Origin of the sequence: Nitrosospira sp. NRS527, from assembly GCF_018406445.1 — a bacterium.
Taxonomy (GTDB): Bacteria; Pseudomonadota; Gammaproteobacteria; order Burkholderiales; family Nitrosomonadaceae; genus Nitrosospira; species Nitrosospira briensis.
On sequence record NZ_AP024515.1, the window covers coordinates 1,749,689 to 1,768,538 of the forward strand.

General features: G+C 55.3%; 16 protein-coding genes. 6 read left to right on the top strand and 10 right to left on the bottom strand.

The genetic code is table 11. From position 1 onward, the window contains the following. Window positions 1-92 precede the first annotated feature (92 nt). Window positions 93-1,781 (bottom strand): protein adenylyltransferase SelO, encoded by a 1,689-nt coding sequence (locus KJS40_RS07800; RefSeq protein ID WP_213536995.1) that lies wholly within the window; start codon window positions 1,779-1,781, stop codon window positions 93-95. A gap of 86 nt (window positions 1,782-1,867) precedes the next feature. On the opposite strand from KJS40_RS07800, the gene KJS40_RS07805 reads away from it, so the two are divergent. After that, complete coding sequence (locus KJS40_RS07805; protein WP_213536996.1) at window positions 1,868-2,128, top strand: hypothetical protein; 261 nt, start codon at window positions 1,868-1,870, stop codon at window positions 2,126-2,128. Between the two features lie 199 nt (window positions 2,129-2,327). Here KJS40_RS07805 and KJS40_RS07810 read toward each other — a convergent pair whose 3' ends face one another. Both KJS40_RS07810 and KJS40_RS07815 read right to left on the bottom strand, forming a co-directional pair. Next, window positions 2,328-2,870, bottom strand: a complete 543-nt coding sequence (locus KJS40_RS07810) for a hypothetical protein (RefSeq protein WP_213536997.1) — start codon at window positions 2,868-2,870, stop codon at window positions 2,328-2,330. A gap of 14 nt (window positions 2,871-2,884) precedes the next feature. Next, complete coding sequence (locus KJS40_RS07815) at window positions 2,885-3,385, bottom strand: hypothetical protein (RefSeq protein ID WP_213536998.1); 501 nt, start codon at window positions 3,383-3,385, stop codon at window positions 2,885-2,887. A 743-nt stretch (window positions 3,386-4,128) separates the two neighbouring features. Between KJS40_RS07815 and KJS40_RS07820 the strand changes: the two genes are divergently transcribed. After that, window positions 4,129-4,803, top strand: a complete 675-nt coding sequence (locus tag KJS40_RS07820; RefSeq protein ID WP_244859497.1) for a hypothetical protein — start codon at window positions 4,129-4,131, stop codon at window positions 4,801-4,803. Between the two features lie 17 nt (window positions 4,804-4,820). On the opposite strand, the gene KJS40_RS07825 is transcribed toward KJS40_RS07820, so the two are convergent. The 5 genes from KJS40_RS07825 to KJS40_RS07845 form a co-directional block, all read right to left on the bottom strand. Further along, the gene (locus tag KJS40_RS07825; RefSeq protein ID WP_213536999.1) at window positions 4,821-6,095 is read right to left on the bottom strand and encodes an aminotransferase class I/II-fold pyridoxal phosphate-dependent enzyme; all 1,275 of its coding nucleotides are present in this window, start codon (window positions 6,093-6,095) and stop codon (window positions 4,821-4,823) included. A gap of 181 nt (window positions 6,096-6,276) precedes the next feature. Continuing rightward, complete coding sequence (locus KJS40_RS07830; protein WP_213537000.1) at window positions 6,277-8,787, bottom strand: mechanosensitive ion channel domain-containing protein; 2,511 nt, start codon at window positions 8,785-8,787, stop codon at window positions 6,277-6,279. Between the two features lie 286 nt (window positions 8,788-9,073). After that, window positions 9,074-11,452: a catalase gene (locus tag KJS40_RS07835; protein WP_213537001.1), complete on the bottom strand. Its 2,379-nt coding sequence runs from the start codon at window positions 11,450-11,452 to the stop codon at window positions 9,074-9,076. A 382-nt stretch (window positions 11,453-11,834) separates the two neighbouring features. Further along, on the bottom strand, window positions 11,835-12,290 hold the full coding sequence (locus KJS40_RS07840; RefSeq protein WP_213537002.1) for a hypothetical protein: 456 nt from the start codon (window positions 12,288-12,290) through the stop codon (window positions 11,835-11,837). A gap of 124 nt (window positions 12,291-12,414) precedes the next feature. After that, window positions 12,415-12,822: a hypothetical protein gene (locus KJS40_RS07845; RefSeq protein ID WP_213537003.1), complete on the bottom strand. Its 408-nt coding sequence runs from the start codon at window positions 12,820-12,822 to the stop codon at window positions 12,415-12,417. A gap of 771 nt (window positions 12,823-13,593) precedes the next feature. Between KJS40_RS07845 and KJS40_RS07850 the strand changes: the two genes are divergently transcribed. The 4 genes from KJS40_RS07850 to KJS40_RS07870 all read left to right on the top strand — a co-directional run bounded on the left by KJS40_RS07850 (window position 13,594) and on the right by KJS40_RS07870 (window position 16,911). Continuing rightward, window positions 13,594-14,118, top strand: a complete 525-nt coding sequence (locus KJS40_RS07850; protein ID WP_213537004.1) for a PRC-barrel domain-containing protein — start codon at window positions 13,594-13,596, stop codon at window positions 14,116-14,118. A 661-nt stretch (window positions 14,119-14,779) separates the two neighbouring features. Then, complete coding sequence (locus tag KJS40_RS07860; RefSeq protein ID WP_213537005.1) at window positions 14,780-15,121, top strand: PRC-barrel domain-containing protein; 342 nt, start codon at window positions 14,780-14,782, stop codon at window positions 15,119-15,121. Window positions 15,122-15,541: 420 nt separating this feature from the next. Next, window positions 15,542-16,522 carry a DnaJ C-terminal domain-containing protein gene (locus tag KJS40_RS07865; protein WP_213539776.1) on the top strand — a complete coding sequence of 327 codons (981 nt, stop codon included), beginning with the start codon at window positions 15,542-15,544 and terminating at the stop codon, window positions 16,520-16,522. Beyond that, window positions 16,519-16,911 (top strand): chaperone modulator CbpM, encoded by a 393-nt coding sequence (locus KJS40_RS07870; RefSeq protein ID WP_244859498.1) that lies wholly within the window; start codon window positions 16,519-16,521, stop codon window positions 16,909-16,911. The genes KJS40_RS07865 and KJS40_RS07870 overlap by 4 nt, the downstream gene beginning before the upstream one ends. Before the next feature lie 138 nt (window positions 16,912-17,049). On the opposite strand, the gene KJS40_RS07875 is transcribed toward KJS40_RS07870, so the two are convergent. Both KJS40_RS07875 and KJS40_RS07880 read right to left on the bottom strand, forming a co-directional pair. Further along, window positions 17,050-18,156, bottom strand: a complete 1,107-nt coding sequence (locus KJS40_RS07875; RefSeq protein WP_213537006.1) for an ADP-ribosylglycohydrolase family protein — start codon at window positions 18,154-18,156, stop codon at window positions 17,050-17,052. A gap of 184 nt (window positions 18,157-18,340) precedes the next feature. Next, the gene (locus KJS40_RS07880; RefSeq protein ID WP_213537007.1) at window positions 18,341-18,754 is read right to left on the bottom strand and encodes a transcriptional repressor; all 414 of its coding nucleotides are present in this window, start codon (window positions 18,752-18,754) and stop codon (window positions 18,341-18,343) included. Window positions 18,755-18,850: the final 96 nt, after the last annotated feature.

The following is an 18,850-nucleotide window of genomic DNA, read 5'->3' on the forward strand; positions in this document are numbered from 1 at the left end:
CATCACCGGGCACACTCATCTTGATGAGCCCAAGCTCAAGAAACCAGGTCCTTCCCGTCTCCTTTTGTCGATACGACAGTATTCCTCATAAGCTACGAACTGCACGATAATGCCGAACAGCCGGCCTTGTGTCGGGCCCACTCGGGACGCCGGCCCGCCAGCTCGTCATGTTCGGGCTGCTCGTCGTATGGACGTTTCAGCACTTCCATGAGCCGTGTAATGACAGAAGCATCGCCTCGCTCCAGCGCTTCAATTGCCTGCTGAGCGAGGTAATTGCGCAGCACATACTTGGGATTGGCACGGCTCATCCGTTGATAACGCTGATCCGGAGAATCACCATCCAGGCGCAACCGCGCGATATAACGACGCAACCAACCGGCCAGACGGCCAAGCTGCGCGGGTTCGAATGCTCGCTGCTCATCGTAGAATGCCTTCCGAAATAGCTCCGCCAGTGCCCGATCATCCATATGATCCACGTTGCCCGGTTCAGGAATTTCCATCAGGGCGCGAAAGAACAGCGTCATATCCGTCTCGACCTGTTGCAGCAAATCGAACAGCTCGCTGATGAGCGCGTCGTCATCTCTATGGTTCAGTGAAGCCAGTCCGAGCTTATCAGCCAGCATTCCACGCCATGTGTTGTTGAAGGTTTCGCCATAGACCGCTAATCCCTGCTCCAGTGCGGCGTGATCCTCGATCAGTGGCGCAAGCGCGTTCGCGAGACGGATAAGGTTCCATTGCGCGATTTGCGCTTGGTCACCGAAGCAGTAACGCCGCCCCTGGGCATCCGTGGTGTTGGGTGTCCATTGAAAATCGAAACCTTCCAGCCAGCCGTAAGGGCCATAGTCGATCGTCAATCCCAGGATCGACATATTGTCGGTATTCATCACCCCATGCACAAAGCCCACTCGCATCCAGTGAGCAACCATCAACCCGGTGCGCCGGCAGATCTCCTCGAACCAGCGGGCATAAGTCGAGGGTGCAGAAACGGCGGAAGATATGGAATGTGTAGAAGAGGATGGCATCGGCAGTTCGGGAAAATGCTCGCGTATCACGTAATCGGCCAAGCGTTTGAGTACATCGGGTTCATCCTGCGCGGCCAGTATTTCGAAGCTGCCGAAGCGTATAAACGAGGGTGCGACGCGGCAGACAATGGCGCCCATCTCGGCCTGCGGATTGCCGTCATAGAACATGTCGCGCACCACCGATTCACCCGTTGCAACCAGGCTCAATGCGCGCGTCGTCGGCACACCGAGATAATGCATGGCTTCGCTGCACAGGAACTCGCGAACTGACGAACGAAGCACCGCACGGCCATCCGCGGTTCGCGAATAGGGCGTTCTGCCCGCGCCCTTGAGCTGCAGCTCAAACCGCCTGCCGTCAGGTCGGAGTATCTCGCCCAGGGTGATGGCGCGGCCGTCACCCAACTGTCCCGCCCAATGGCCGAACTGGTAACCGCCGTAACGTGCCGCGTAAGGTTGCATGCCAGGAAGGATACGATTGCCGCCAAGCACGTCTGCCGCAAGGCCCACAGGCGAACTGGGCGGCGAGATGCCGAGCATTTCCCCCACGGGTTCGGCCCACGCAAGCAGTCGCGGGGCGCGCACAGCGGTCGGCGCGACGCGGGTATAGCTTGCCCCACGCACCGCACGCGGCACATTGGTTGTCACCGGGTCGCCCGGCAGGCAGCGTACAAAGCTGTCGTCGAATTTCACATCGCACAAGTCCGCGAGATCGGTGCGTTCAACGGCTATGGCGCTAAGCTTGAGATTTTGTTGGGTCATATATTTATCAGCATGGAATAGAGGTTCCTTGACACGCGTTCATAGTAGACCTAAATTCATTTATAGACATGAACAAGGAGAGAAAGATGCCTAAACTGACGGACTACGTCAAAATGGCAGCGGATGAGTATGTGCGGGAAGCGGGAAGCACCGAACTCGATGCGCACTGGATTGCGGAATTCTTTCAGGACTGCGGTGTGCAGGACGCTTATCCCCGGCAGGACCTGGTCGCTTTCGCAGGACTGGTGCAAAAAGAGTTGACAAAAGAAGACGAACGAGCGGCCAAAAAAGCAGATTTCCAACTGGACAAAATGATTCGCGGCGTCAAGCTTCCTCGAAATCCATAAACTCTTCCATTGGTAAGTACTTCCGCTGGATACGCTGAATCGCCGGAATTCGAAATCGTGCGCGTCGATCCATACGTGCGGGCACGGCCAGATGCTCATCCGGAACCGACAATGGGCAGGGTGCAATTGAGCCGGGAATGACGCCGGGAAAGCACATTGGGCGCCTTGCCGGCAATCTGAGCTGAACGCAGTACCAAGATTATGGGGGCGGGGGCGGGGGATTTCCAGGCGGCGGCATTGTAGTGTTCGATAAAGGTTGGGACGGCGCCTCCACAGGCTGGTTACGCGTGTTATCCATGACTTGGCCGGATACCGGTACGCGATGACCCTTACTATACATGCATTGGGTATAACCCGCGTCATATCGCTGCTGGCCGATATTGCCTGAATCACGCGCAGTGCCGGTTCCCACCAGTCCGCCTAGCAAGAGACCACTACCGGCGCCAAACGCAGCACCGGTTCCCCCGCCGAAAGCCCCACCTGCCGCAGCGCCAATAGCTGTACCGATGGCGGCAGTTCCCAAGCCGCTGAGTATCGACGCGCGATTTGGCGTCTCTCCCCCCATTTGCGCATTGGCGTACTGTTTGCAGTAGACATCGTCTTCCCGAAACTGATCGAATGTTTTGCCTGTACCTGGCAATGCCATGACGCTGGGGCCGCTGGGAATGCTTGCGCACGACACCAGGAAAAAAGGCGCAAGCAGCGCCACCAGTAATGAGGCCCCGTGATGAATTCTTGTCATGGTGGATTATCGTTTCAATTCTGGCTGGAAGGTTGCGGCGCTACCTGCAACCAGCCATCAGGGCACTTTTTAACGTAAGGGTAATAGCCTTCCGGATTTCTGCAATAGTGCCAGTAATTGATTTGTGGCGGCGGCACAGCTTGTTGGGGCTGCGGTTGCTGTTGTTGAATATACACAGGCGGAGCCGCTGGCACAGCCACTACCGGGGGATAGGCATAATACGGCGCTCCAAAACCATAACCCCCATAGCCGCCGTAGCCACCATAGCCACCCCAACCGCCATAACCACCGTAGCCATAACCACCATAATAACCCAGACCATAACCCAGGCCCAATCCTAGCCCATATGCACCAAAGGCATAGCCTGGATAAAAACCTCCCCCATAAAAATGGCGCCCGCCATGATGGTGGCCACCGACATGATGGCCCCCGCCGTGGTGACCGCCACTTGCCCATGCGGAGCCGGAAATCGGCCCGAGGGAAAGCAGGGCGAGGCATATTAATTTAATTTTCACATAAGCTCCAGTTCTGTATCAGCGCGCCATCGTCAAGCCCAGCCTGACGTACGGCTCATATTGTTGAACACATCAACATCATATATCTGCTTAGAACATCAATCAGTCGCCGCGTTCCACCTGCCCGGATGAACCGGGTTGACAGTATCCGTTGCATCGCGTTGAATGAGCGTAGGCTATGGATGTTGATACCGCCTGGACCGTGGAATCGGGATTTTGATGGAAAACTTGCATAGAGCAATTATCCTGGATCGGCCAATTGGGCGAGGTGGAGCGAGTTCACCAAAAAGGTGAAGCTCACGGGGTACAAGAAATCCTTTTCGGCTATAACGCTTAATTGACAAATGAGTTGACAATTGAGCGGTCAACTGCGGGCTTCGGGATTATGACCTCCGTAGCAAACTGTTTGTTATTGCTGATGCAGGTGATAGTGCAGAGCTTGCCCAGCTTTATGGCGATGCGTGGGTAATAGACGCAGTCGAGCTATTCGCTCTACCCCGGCTACAATCCAGCAAAAGCGAATGGCAATGAACCCATGTCGCGCGTATGGGATGAGGCGGTAGGCGAATACAACAGCAGATCGATGGTGAACCAGTATGCGCCGCGAGGGGCTCCTGTGCGATTCCGAAGGAAAGGGTTCGCTCGAGTTTTCGCAATTTCTTCCCGGCAAGCACGTGCGGTAATTTTCCGGTATTCGGTTGACGCGCGATGTCAACCGATAGTCCGGCTGGAGACGTCGACGAATGGAACGAATGATCAGGCTGTTGAAGAACGTAGCCGTAAGTGCCGTCTGTATTGGGTTGGCGGCAGGCTGCTCGACTACCCAAAGAACAACCCAGTCGCCAAGAACCGCTATCGAGCAACTCCTTATCAGTGAAGCAGTACTGCGGAGCCTGCCTGCCGAATCTCAACGTATGCTTTCTATTCCTTCGGGTGCGGGTGTGATATTGAACACGGCTGGAATAAGCCCGGACCAGGCTCTTCTGCAGAAAATACTGGTGGGGTGGCTGGGAAAACAGGGGTTTTCTGTTCAGAAAGACGAGAAGAACGCAACGTACAGGATTAATGTAATCGTTAATGCGATGGGAACGGAATTCGGTAGCGATTTTTTCGGTATGCCGCCTGCCTCCAGCCAGTTTATTCCGGTTTCCCTCCCGGAATTGGCTATATACAAAGCACAATTTCAGACCGGATATGTGAAGTTCTACCTGGACATCTTCAAGTTGCCGTCAGAGCAATTTGTCCAGTCCACGCCCGTGTTCCTGGCCGAGACCTATTACAACAATCATACGTTGCTGCTTTTTATATCGTTTACCCGCACGGATCTCGCCTCTCCTCCGCAAATGAGTATTTTTCGCAAAGCGGTCAATACTGGAGATACGCCGGCGGAGGACGTGTGGCGAGCAGTTATTCCATGAAAATCCCGGTGTAAATCTCAATCAGCCGCATCCAGCGCCTGGGCTATATCCTCGATGATGTCCTCGATGTGCTCGATGCCCACGGATATTCTGACCAGACCTTCCGAAACCCCCGCCTCTTTCAACTCTTCCGGGCTCAACTGCCGATGTGTGGTGGATGCGGGATGGCAAGCGAGCGACTTCGCATCGCCGATATTGACCAGGCGCAAAATCATCTTCAGCGCATCGATAAACTGCGCACCGGCAGCAGCTCCGCCCCTGATCCCGAAGCTCAGCAGACCTGAGGACTTTCCCTTGCTTAACCGGTTACACAGGTCATGATACCGGTTGCTTGGCAATGCCGCGTAATTGACCCACTCCACTTTTGGATGCTGCTCCAGAAATTGCGCGACCTTCAATGCATTTTCACAGTGCCGATCCATCCTCAGACCCAGCGTTTCCAGTCCTTGCAGCAGTAGAAAAGCACTGTGCGGCGACAATGCCGCGCCGGTATTGCGTAGCGGCACAACCCGGCAGCGGCCGATATACGCTGCGTTTTCGAAAGCCTCGGTATACACAACCCCGTGATAGGACGGATCGGGCTCGTTCAGGAGCTTGAACCGGTCCTTGTGCTTTACCCAGTCGAACTTCCCTGAATCGACTATCGCCCCGCCTACTGTCGTGCCATGGCCACCGATGTATTTCGTGAGCGAGTGTACAACGATATCGCCGCCAAACTTGAAAGGCTGGCATAGGTAAGGCGTGGAAACGGTGCTGTCCACAATGAGCGGCAAGCCATGCTTATGCGCGATATTTGCCAATTTTTCAATATCGACGACATTACCGGCGGGATTTCCGATCGATTCGCAAAAAATCGCCTTGGTATTGTCATCTATCTGTTTCTCTACAGCGCCATAGTCATCGTGCGAGACCATGCGCACCTCTATGCCTTGCCGCGGAAACGTGTGGGCAAACAGGTTGTAAGTGCCGCCATAGAGCTGGGTAGTGCTGATGATATTGTCGCCAGCACTCGTAATGCACTGGATGGCATAAGTGATCGCCGCCATGCCGGAAGCCACGGCTAGCGCGCCAACCCCGCCCTCCATCTCCGCGATGCGCTTTTCCAGCACGGCGGTGGTGGGATTCATGATGCGCGTATAAATATTCCCCGCCACCTTTAGGTCGAACAGGTCGGCACCGTGCTGGGTATTGTCGAAGGTGTAGGAAGTCGTCTGATATATGGGAACCGCCGCCGCTTTCGTCGTCGCTTCGGATTCATACCCATAGTGCAATGCCAGCGATTCTAGTTTCATATCGGCCCCCTTGTTTTATCTGGATAAGCAACACACTGCCATATGGCTTCAGCAACTTGACTGTGAGTCGGGATTCTATCAAATCTGTCGGATGTCATCATCCTGCGGGAAGGAAAACCGGAAGAAACATGGCACCCGGCACGTTGACCCCGCCCAGCAGATCGGTGATGGCCTTCTTCACCTAGCTTTTTTTGGACTCTTCATTCTGGTGCGCTGCCATCACGACAGCGGCAGCGTCAACCCCTGCCTCGGCTTCCGAAGGATGCGTTGAGGAAAATCCGGGCAATTGAGCCATCACCTGCCTTCTCTGTGGATTGGCAAACTGGATGCCCTGTTCCCGGAAGCGCTGCAGGATGAGCCGGTTAAAGCCACGCTGCACTGGCCATCGACCTCTATCCAGGGTGCGTATCTGCCCAAGAATGGTAATCATTGAGCCATCGACCTGATCCACTCCCCAGATCTCCACATCCGCGAGGATCAGATCCCTGAATCGTGGATCGGCCCGCATCTCTTCGCCCACGCTCGTGATCGCCTCAAGAACCCTGTCTACATCCGAGTCGGCCGTTACGCTGACTCGGACGGAGGCGTTGCCAATGCCGCGATTGACATTGGTCACGGTTGTAACGGAACTGAACGGCACAACATGCAACGCACCATCGGAAGCACGTAGACGCACGGTACGTATCGACAGGTGCTCGACCGATCCCGATACGTCTGCCACGGTGATGAAGTCGCCAACCTGAATGGCATTTTCCATCAGGAGGAAGAGGCCTGTAATGAAATCCTGCACCAGCTTCTGGGAGCCGAAACCCAACGCGACGCCGATAATACTGGCGCCCGCCAACAGCGGCCCAATAGTAATACCCAGCTCGTTCAGTGCTGCGAGCAGCACGATCAGCCCAATGATAAAGAACACGGTGGCGCGCAACATGGGCACCAAAGTGCGAAGCCGTGCGGCTCGCGCGGCATCCCCCACCTCCGTCCACTGGTCGATGCGCCGGCGCATCGCTCTGTTGAGCGCCTCCCACGCCATGAACGCCATTATGCAGGTAACGGCGATCGTGGCGACGGCGGAAGCAAGGCGACGCCCTACCGACCCGCTTTCAAACCAGGAAAGAGTATCCACGCCCCATATTTGCAGCAACGCAATGAACGCGACGATGCCGATCAACGTGGAGACCGCGCGATACACCAGCAGGTGATAAGTATTCTTTGCGGCGGACTCTGGCGGTATATCCCTGGACTGGTCGGATTGCCCCAACTGTGCCCGTTTGTTTTCGATATTTTCGATGAATGCGCGGTCAATCGCGCCCAAGACAAAAATCGACACCAAACTCGCGCAGACGATCACTGCCGCCGACCATGCAAAGACCTGAAGCACATGCTGAAAACCATTCTCCGCCCCTGCCGACCACAGCAACCACATGGCGACGATAACGAATGTCGCGACAAACGACCAGCTATCCGCCAGCATCCCGCGAATCCCGAACAAATCCTGGCTATCCGAAACGGTACCACGGATAGCGGCTGCAGTCGCTTTTCGACTGCGAAAGACCATGATCAACAACATCACATGAACAACCAGGCTGACCAACCGGGAAAGCGCAAGGTGCGTATCGGAGGTCGCGCCCGTTTGCAGGGCGATATCGGCGATGGCGGTACCAAATACGGCGACTACGACAATCCACCGCAGCCAGCGATTCAGGAAATCCGCCGCGCCATCGCTGATGTGCATCAGCCGCAGGCCCTGCCCGAGCGGCGACGCCATGAGATGAACCACGCTCAACGCTATTCGCGTGGCGGCGTACGCACCGACTATCAAGATGGTGGCGCTGTAAAACGGAGTGGACCGGCCACCGAACGCATTCAGCAATACGATGGCGACAGCAACAAAAGCAGTCAGTGGAAGCAATTCCAGTACCCAGTGTGCAACGGCAAACGGCAGTCGGCGCAGAAGGCTCCAGTGGCGATCAGCGGCCGGTACCTTTCGCATGGACGCAATAGTGTGTTCACTCGGGGAAGCCGGACTGGGGGCGGCTTCCGCCTTCACCTTCGATTGCACAGGGACCGGTTGCCTGGCGGCCTGGCGAGCCGCCGCGTGGTCCTCAACCAGCCTGCGAGGCCGACGGAGCGCAAACTCCAGCAGCCAATACGCGAGAAGCGCTCCGGCCAGCGTGAGGGCTGTCTCCGACAGCGCATCGAGCACCACCGCCCGGCGCTCCGGTACACCCAGGTTATACTCCCACCAGTCGCCCACTGTCCTTATCTGAAACAGCATGCGCGCGGTGGATCGCAGCTGGCCGACAACCGCATCCACGCGTTTTGCCAACAGGTCAAACACCTGAGCAATCAGGCCACCCTCCGCCAGCTCTATAGGCAGTGCTTTTTTTTCCGCCGCCGGTTCGGCAGGCGCGACGGGCGTAGCAGTTGCAGCAGATGCGTCTGCATCGGCCGGTGCTCCGCCTGTGGCTTGAGCTATTGCATTCAGGGTTTCTTCGAGCTCTGCTCGTTTCCTTTCATCCTGAAGAATGGAAAGCGTGTGCTTGGCTTGCGCTGGGGTGAGCTGTGCCGGGGCAGTTTGTGCCGGCGCGGGGGTGGATTCACGAATCTGTTCGTCCGCGAGAGCCACGTTGAAAAACGTGCCAGCCAATGATAAAACGAGCGCCATCATCAAAGTGGCAGATGAATTCATTTGGAAGAACATGGGCAGAGATACCGTGTACAGACGAGGGAAAGATTCTTGTGCCGCAGTTGGCCCGGCAACTCTGCAATGCAGAGCGTCGAGGACGCACCGTGGGCACGCGCTGTAAAATGGAGACGCGCACACTTTGCTTGCCGTCCCGGCTCATCGCAGAAGTGAAGTTACATCGTTTTCATCCGCTCGCGAATTATTCCGTCCTTGATATGTAGGACAGCCCCGCATGCCGGCTGTCACGTATCCGCAAGTTCGTTACATTGACCGAGTTACATTGACTGGGTTACATTGATCGAGGCGGTTCGATTTCCCTTTCAAAGTGGCGGTGCGCGGCAATCGCTTCAACAAACTGCGGCAGGATATCGTCAAGGTTGCCCTCCGGAAAGTAAAGAATTCCAGGATCAAGCTCGCCGGACGGAAGCTTCAATTTTACACCCGCGCTTTTAATCATATTCCTGGCATTCCCCAGTACCAGGATGGGCTTGCAATGGCGATACTGATCCTTGATGAATTGGACCGCGTCCGCAGAATGCGCCAGAACCGTGCTATCTTCGCGAAAACCGGGCACTACGAGGGCATCAAAAAGAACGGATGGCATTGTTTCAAAGGTGGCGTCGACTTCGATCGCGTTACTATCGCCGGCCTGTACGGTGCCGAGGCGCGTACCCACAAAGCGCGGCACGGCTTGCTCACCCAAGAGTCCGGCATATAATGCCGTTACGGACTTCCCATCTACCCCATCCGCGACCAGAATCGCGATTCTGCGGGTGCGGATGCTGCTCTCGCCCGGCCTGGCAAAAAGCGAAAGTGCGGGCGACGACATCACTTCCGGCACAGGTGGATTTTGCGTTGCCCTCGGTTGAGCAGGCGGAACACGCATCCCAAGTCCATCGGCGACACTTTCCGCCAGATCCTCCGCAACATTGACGAGCAGCGACACCATGCGTTCCCGTATCGCGGGTGTTTGCACCCGCGTCAGCTCGAAACGAAACGCGTTAATGATATGGGCTTTTTCGATGGGGGCCTGGCTGTTCCAGAATAATGTTGCCTGGGTATAGTGGTCGGCGAACCGCTCCGGCTTTCCACGCACCTTATCCCCCTCCACCGGTTCGCGAAATGAGGTGAAGCCGGCTGCGCCGGCCTGGAATGGGCACCCTCCTCCCAGCGAATTCGGCTCATAGGCAACACGGCCTCGATTGATAGCCTGACGATGCATTCCATCCCGCTGATTATTATGCGCTTGCGCCACCGGAGAATTGATGGGTATTTCGTGGAAATTCGGCCCGCCCAGGCGCGATATCTGGGTATCGACGTAAGAGTGAACGCGGCCTGCCAGCAGCGGGTCACTACTGAAATCCAGCCCAGGCACGATATGCGCCGCGCAAAAGGCAACCTGCTCTGTTTCCGCAAAGAAATTATCCGGGTTCCGGTTGAGCGTCATTTTGCCGACGGGCATAACCGGCACGAGCTCTTCCGGGACTATTTTCGTCGCGTCCAGCACATCGAAGCTGAATTCCTCGGCTTGCGCTTCAGTGAAAATTTGCATGCCAAGCTCATATTCTGGGTAGGCTCCGCACTCGATTGCTTCCCATAGGTCGCGGCGGTGGAAGTCGGGATCGGCGCCGGAGATTTTAACCGCCTCGTCCCATTCAAGCGAGTGAGTCCCGGCGAGCGGCTGCCAATGAAACTTCACAAAACTCGATTCGCCCTCGGCTGCCACCAGTCGGAAAGTATGAACGCCAAAACCTTGCATCATGCGAAAGCTGCGCGGTATCCCACGATCCGACATTGCCCACATCAGCATGTGCATCGATTCCGGCATAAGCGAAACAAAGTCCCAGAAAGTATCGTGCGCGGTCGATGCTTGCGGCATGGCGAAATGCGGTTCAGGCTTGGACGCGTGCACCAGATCCGGAAATTTCATTGCGTCCTGGATAAAAAATACGGGAATATTGTTTCCCACCAGATCCCAATTTCCTTCGTCCGTGTAGAATTTCACGGCGAAGCCCCGTGCATCCCGCACCGTGTCGGCCGAACCGCGTTCCCCAAATACCGTTGAAAAGCGTACGAATACGGGCGTTTGCTTTCCGGCGACTGAGAACAGAGAGGCACGGGTATACTTCTCCAGCGACTCATAGCATTCAAAGTATCCGTGTGCGCCCGAGCCCCGCGCATGCACGATGCGTTCCGGTATACGCTCATGATCGAAATGCGTGATCTTCTCCCGGAGAATGAAATCTTCCAGCAAGGCAGGACCGCGATAGCCGGCTTTCAAGGAATTTTGATTATCGCCGACAGGGACACCCTGGTTGGTCGTCAGCACCCGGCCGCTCGAATCGGTCCGCACCCGGTCAAGCGGTTCATTGCCGGCGTTGAAGCCGGGCTGCGGATCGCCACTGCCCGTTTTATCTGAGCCGTTCATTTCGGTCAGCGTGCTTCCCGTCGTAGCAGGGTCGGCAGGCTCTACCGTCTGGCCTTTCTCAGGCACGCCGGAAATGTCTCCGTACTCGAGCGCCTTGTTGGTATTGTAAGGCATCGCCGCAGCCAGTTCCTGTGTCGCGGCAAGCTTGGCAGTGAAATCATTTCCGGATGTGCCACTCTGATGAGCGGGACCGCCGACGGTGGATCGATTGCCTGTTTTACCGGTTGCTTTTGCTTTCATATGATCTGCTCCTGAACGTAATCGAATGGTTTTATTAGCTATAACCAATCATATTGACACCTCTACGCGGCTGTTTCAGTGCGACAACATACATAGGAAGCATTATTCTGAATGCGACAGTTGAAACATGATGAACTTGGGGCCATCGATAGGGCCGATTACCTGATTATTGGTGGATCGCCTATTGGTGCAAGGCCCGCTGGCTGACTATGCCGCAGGAGATGTGGTTGACGAACTGAACTAGATCCGCCGGGCATGCCGCGCTCGAGACAGTTACAGTCGTAACCGGTAGAACCGGTCTCGCACCCGATGAAGACTGTAGCGAAAGAACGAGTTGCGCCAACAGACCTGGCAAAACCCAAAAATGGACGGACGCGAGCTATTACCGAACGGCCGGCCAGATCAGTGTAAGCTTCTCATGCTGCCCCTTCTGAATGTTCAGCTGCCGATAAAGCTTTATCGACTGGTAGGTGGCATCCAGAGAATATTTTCCCGGGGGAAGTTTTATCAGCAGGAAGGGACCCTCCGCAATCGTGTCCAGCACGATCTTGCCCGATTCATTGCTGATGGTCACCGGAACGTCACCGATATATTCGGCGCGAGGTGTGGCTGCCTGTGCCAGTTCAAGCATGAGCGGCCATGAAATTGCTTCCTTCTTTATAGCCTCCGATTCGTCCTCGCCGATACCGCCTGACAGAAATGCTACCTCACCTTGCGTCTGCGTGGCCGGCAAGGATGTGCCCGGGCTCGTGTTATCGTTCCCGGCAAATCCGGATATCGAAAAGACGGCGAGAAATATCAAGACTAAACCTGCTTTCGTGAATTCAGTACTGTTCATAAACCGCTCCTCATTAATGAAAAAATTCCTGGCGGCAGCAACGCGCCCTGCCCGCACATGCCAGCCCCATTGCCTGGCTCGGCACATTCGGCCGGCAACCTTTCACGCTAATGGGATCGCCCACTCAAGGGAATTTACTGGCCTTTTTGTCTTTGTCGCCGGAAGGATTATCCCCGCCTTTTCCGGGGTGCCTGCTTTCACCGGCTGAAGGAAGCGAGCAGTGGCCGGAGCCGAAAATATCGGAAGGTATTCCCCTGCAATCGGTATCCTCCAGGCCACGTTCGATATCATCCGCCGCCTGCCCCATCACGGCACGTCCCATCACGGTTTCATTAGGATTACCGGTTGACGCGGCGCCGGTCGTTTCATCCCGTTCGTGCGGAAGCAGAGACTGCCCTTCTGCCTTCGCGTGCCCCTGCTGCGCGGAATCCGCTTTAGTAAGCTTTACGTCCTCTGTTACCAGACCGGTTTCTGTGCAATTCGTTTCCCCCGGTGGCGCTTCCTTTCCCGGGTGCCTGTTAGCGTTGATCATCACTTCCCCTCCTCTGCATTGTTTAGCCTATGGCCCACTAGCCTGTACTTTGCCGCGACTACGATACAGCATTTGCATTTACTCGCTGTATGCCATCGCACATAACCCGCATTGCCAGACAGTCGGGAGATCGACCATACAAATACAGCACGAATACGTCAATACACCCGAACTTATGTGCGCTGGCGTACTGTTCATAGAGGGATATTCGCTTACATTTGTTCAGGACAATATAAGACAAGTTGACGTCTAATTGGCGTCCGCGCAGGAATTGACCGGTTGTGAATCCTCGCCCTCAGTGATTAAACACCCTCGTCCCTTTGCGGTTCGGATGCAGGCTGCGCTTTGATTAAAATTATGCCCGATGATTACCCGTCATGCTCCCTGTGTATGCGCGATTGGAGAGGTATACGCCATTGCTTTCAAAACTGAAACTTGAAAAAACAGGTGGCTGTGCTCCTCCTGGCTTATCGATTTTGCTGCCGAAGGCAAACCCCATTATCGCTTGGCGCCGAGGTGTGACGCCGCCGTTGCTGGCGGTGCGTAATACACAGAGTACACAGAGTACACAGAGCTGGCAAAACGGTGCGGAGGAGGCATTGTCACCTTCGAGAGGTTCCCCATCACTACTGATGAAGCGGATACGGGCATAAAGATTCCAGAGGGGTCCGGCATGACGTCGCAGATGTCGAGCCGGACTACCTTCGGTAAATGGGCGCGCCGCGAGGCCGCGCAATTAAATAGCAGGCAATCAATCAATAGGAGATCAACATGAACCTGAAACGTATCCGACAAATAATTATTGTGGCAATTTGCAGCTTTTCGTTGATCGGCATAGCGGCAGCCCAGAAGGATATGACGAGTGCTCCCGGAACGGGTACAACCGGCGAGGATATGAAGAGCGCTCCGGGAACCACTGCTGCCCCCGGCGCCATTACCACTGCTCCCGGAACGAATACGCCCGCCGAAGGTTACGAAAGTGCTCTCGCACCCTCTGCGGCTGAATCCGGTCTCATTGCCACTGGCTGGCGCGTATCGAAACTTAATAAAGCAACCGTATATAACGATGCCAATGAGAAAGTTGGAAAAATTGATGATTTTATCGTTACCAAAGATGGATCCTTGACTTTTGCCGTTGTTAACCTGGGCCGATTCCTGGGGTATGGGAATTATCTGGTTGCTATTCCCATACATAGATTCTCTCAAATCGTCCCCAAGGCAATTCTTCCTGGGAAGACCAAAGCCGATCTGGAAAAGCTGCCCAGATTCGAGTATAAGCTCATCCTCGGAAAATAATATGACATCTAGGAGTTGTTGCGACGGCTTCTGGTCATGAAATCGTTTTTCCTTCTTCATATTGGAAGCTCGAGTTCCAGGAGGGGAAAGTTTTGGCCAGCTCATTTGCGACGCGAGAAAGAATATGCGCCGCAACATTTAATTAAAACGCGCTCAGGTATAAAGTCAGTTCGGTGAAGTAGGTCGCGCTAAAGCGGTCGCGGGAAGCGCAAACAAGATTTCGCCAGGCATGTTCTCGCAGGATTTAATTTATAGAAGCTTGCTTATGATGGAATATAAAGATTATTACAAAATAATGGGTGTCGCACGCGATGCTTCGCGGAGCGACATCAAGCGCGCATACAGGAAGTGAGCGCACCGCGAGGCCGCGCAATTAGATAGTGGACATCAATAGGAGACCGACATGAACCTGAAGCGTATCCGAAAAATAATTATTGCGGTAATTTGCAGCTTTTCCTTGATCGGTGCAGTAGCAGCCCAGAAGGATATGACGAGCGCTCCCGGAACGGATACAACTCGCAAGGATATGAATAACACTCCTGGAACCACTGCTGCTCCTGGCATGACGAACGCTCCCGGAATGAAACCAGACCGCAGGCCGATGAGGAGTCCTGCTCCCGGGCCCAATGCTGCTCCTGGCGCCATTACGACAGCTCCCGGCATGGATACGCCCGCCGCCGATAGCAACGGCGCCGCGCCGGACACGGCCCAATCCCGTCTTATTGCGAGCGGTTGGCGCGTTTCGAAGCTGAAAAAAGCAACTGTCTATAACGATGCTAACCAGAAAATTGGAAAAATTGATGACTTTATCGTTACCAAAGACGGGTCTTTGACCTTTGCCGTTGTTAACCTGGGTCGATTTCCGGGCCGTGGCACTTATATGGTCGCGATTCCCACGAATGACTTCTCACAAATCGTCCCTAAGGTCATTCTTCCCGGGAAGACCAAAGCGGATCTGGGAAAGCTGCCCAGATTCGAGTATAAACTCATCCTGGGGAAATAATATGACGTTCGGGAGTTTGTCGCGGCAGCTCTAACAACCTGTCGGATTTGAAGAATCGCAGCGAAAACGTGACTGGGTGAGGGCAGATTTTGAGGATTTTGAAGGCCAATAGTTACTCTATTGGTCGAAAAAGCAGCGAAATATGAACCGGCTAGACGCTTTTTCAGCCGATTTCCTTTAAGTCCGACAGACTGCTAGGCCGTAAGATCGTTTTTCCTTCTTCACATTGAAAGCTCGCGTTTCAGGAGCCCCAAGTTTTGGCCAGTGCATTTGCCACTTCAGGAAGAATGTGTGCCGCAACATTTAATTTAGAATACGATCCAGTATAAAGTCAGTCCGTAAAGCGGTCGCGGTGAAGCGCAAATAGGATTTCGCGGGCGATATTCCTGCACGATGCAATTTATAGAAGCTCGCTTATCGATGGAATACAAGGATTATTACAAAATAATGGGTGTCGCACGCGATGCTTCGCAGGACGACCTCAAGCGTGCGTACAGGAAGCTGGCGCGCAAGTATCATCCGGATGTAAGCAAGGAACCCCAGGCTGAAGCCCGCTTCAAAGAGCTGGGCGAAGCCTATGAAGTTCTCAAGGACCCTGAAAAGCGGGTTGCATACGACCAGCTCGGCACAAACTGGAAAGCAAATCAGGAGTTCCGCCCGCCGCCGGGCTGGAATGCTGGTTTCGAATTTTCGCAGCAGGGATTTACCGGGGGGGACGCTTCGCAGTTCAGCGACTTTTTCGAATCATTGTTCGGCCGGGGCTTTCACTCACAGGGCAACCGGTCTGGCAGCACGCCGGGCGCTGGCCGAAGCCCCTCCTATCACGCTCCGGGTGAGGATCACTATGCGAAAGTAATGATCGACCTGGAAGATTCCTACACGGGCGCCACCCGCACCATCTCGTTGCAAGTGCCCGAAGTCGATGGCCAGGGATATGTATCGACGCGCGAACACAAGCTCAACGTCGTCATTCCGAGCGGTATTCGACCCAAGCAGTATATTCGCCTTGCAGGACAGGGCGCGCCGGGCCAGGGACAGGGCAAACGCGGGGATCTGTATCTTGAAATTGAATTTCGCCCGCACCCCTACTATCGGGTGGAGAACAACGACGTCTATCTCGATCTGCCGGTGGCGCCATGGGAAACTGCCTTGGGCGCCACCGTGAAAGTGCCTACACCCGGCGGAACAATTGAGCTCAAGATTCCTGCGGATTCCACCACAGGGAGCAAGTTGCGGTTGAAGGGACGCGGCATCCCCGGCAAGACGCCGGGAGATTTCTATGTCGTACTGCGTATCGTGTCTCCGCCAGCGACCGATGAAGCGGCCAGGTCGCTCTACCGGGACATGGCCGAGCAGTTCAAGTCTTTCAATCCCCGGGCCAAACTTGGAGTGGCGCCATGATGGATGAAAACAGAGGGCCGGAGATCCGGTCTGGAAGACCGCCCGGGACGCAAACCGAGCTCAACGCAATCGTTATCGATGAGCAGAACGCCCTGACGCTGTCCGAGCTTAGCCGCGCTTGTGCCGTACAAACCGGCTATATCATCGAACTGGTTGACGAAGGCTTGCTCACCCCAGAATCGGCGGAAGAGCATGAGCCTCAGCGCTGGCGCTTTACGGGCATACAAATGCGCCGCGCCAGAGTGGCGCTGCGGCTGCAGCACGATCTTGGCGTCAACCTTGCCGGCATAGCGCTGGCTCTGCAGTTGCTGGATGAAGTTGAAATGCTGCGAACACGGCTAAATGCCATAGATGCGGCGATGAGCAGCGATGATGTAAATAGCCGGTAATGGCAGATATGACCAGCCCGGCATCCTCCGGTAGAAAGCCAGGCATGACGTCCGCACCATCTGACCAGGAGCCGGAGCCGGAGCCTGGCCAATAAAACAACAGATCGGGTTAATTTCTTACTCTGATTATCCTTCGGGCTACCGGGTTTTACTCTCCCCGGCGGACGGTGTGCCTACTTGAGCGGCCAAGTCCACTGCAAGCTGTCGGAGCGTTTCGCCTTCTTCCAGTCCGTCGAGGAAGCGCTGGGGAATACCCGACAGTCCAGCTTGGGCTCCGGCTAGCGCGCCAGTCAAAATGGCACGCGCCTGGTTTTGCCCTCCGCCATTCACGGCGTGCAGCACAGCCGATTCGAAGTCCTGAGGAAAGCGGGCAGCCAGGTAGTAGGCCGCGGGAAGCTGGTGATAGATGGCGCAAGGCATGCCATATACGAGGGAGACCTTCCAGGGTGGCTCTATCTGTATTCCCGGGTCCGCGGCGGCGGTGGCAACATACGAAGGTGTCAGCAGGGCGTCAGGTGATGCGAACCGCCCGGCGAGAGGCGGGTCGGGGTCGCCGGGGCGCGGCGGTTGCAAATCTGAATGCGTTACTGCATGAAAAGGCAGTTCGCCCGTCTTCACCAATTGCATCAGCTTGCCAGACAGGTTTTTGTCGAACTCGTGCCCTTGCACCAGGAGGCTCAGTACCGCCCCGTAAGCAACAGTCATCGAAAGCACGATATCGTCGATTTGGGTAAGGTGGGTATTATTGGAAATTGCTTTCGCCAACTCGTGTGGCTGAGTCGCATAGCGGACGGCTAAGGCGAGCGTGCGTTCGATGGCTTCTGTCGTATCGGCATGGCCGCCCGTTTGTCCCCAGGGCAGTTTCTGCTGGACGCGCTTGCGCCAGGCATTGCGGATGGATTGGCTTGTATATCCGCCAGGTCCGTTCGCTGGAGTACCATCAAGCAAAGGAAACAGCTCTTCATCCATGCGCCTGCAGAAATCCGCTTCGTCATAGCCGCCTCGCTCGACGAGCGAACGGAGCATGAGCCTGAGAATAATGCCTGCCTGCGACAACTGGCCTGCCTTGAGGCCGTCATGGTAACGGCCCGGTTTGGGATCGGTATAAGTTGTGATCCAGTCACCATAGTCGCGGTGAAGTTCCTCCAGGTCATAGTACCAGTGGGGGCCGAGGCCCAGGGCGTCTCCGATAAAGGCGCCCATGATGGCGCCGGCAGCACGGTCTTGAATGGCGGGTTTGGCCATGATTCTGATCCTCCTCCGGTTAAACTGGATTTCTGAACAAATAGGTTAAACAGGTTGGAAACGTAAGTTGTGCCAGACTGCGCCGATCCGCTCCCAGCGAGGATGGCTATCGCGAATAGACTACTCTATCAATTGCGCGGGGAGCGGAGAATTGACCCGAAGAGATTAACAGGCCCGCCGCCCTTTAAACCAAGTGTTTTGCCGCTCCCGACTCCGTATCTCCAGGCTTCGGAACGCACTCGCTACAGCGACCATAAAGAATAAGATCATAACTCTCGACGATGAAATCGGCGGGTGCCGGAAGATTATTATTCTTGATCCTCTCATGGATATCAAAAACCTTGCTGCATGAGCTGCACTTGAAATGGTAATGCTTCCCCAGCTTTGTAAGCTCGTAGCGATCCGCCTCGCCGGGAAGTTTTACCGGCACGATCCAGCCTTCAGTGATCAGATCCTTCAGCGTCCGGTAAACCGTCGCGATACTCAGCGATGGCACGGCGACCTGCCCCTCCACTAGGATTTCCTGTGTCGAAAGTGGTCTCCCGGCTTCTGTAATCACGCCGAGAATAGCGTTGCGCTGCCGGGTATTACGCTCCACGCATCTTATCCCGATAAAAGTTAAACAAAAGAAATATGAGTGGCGGTAGAGGTTGAATGCCTGAGCTTAGCGCCGCCAAAAAATCCCTTGAGCAAT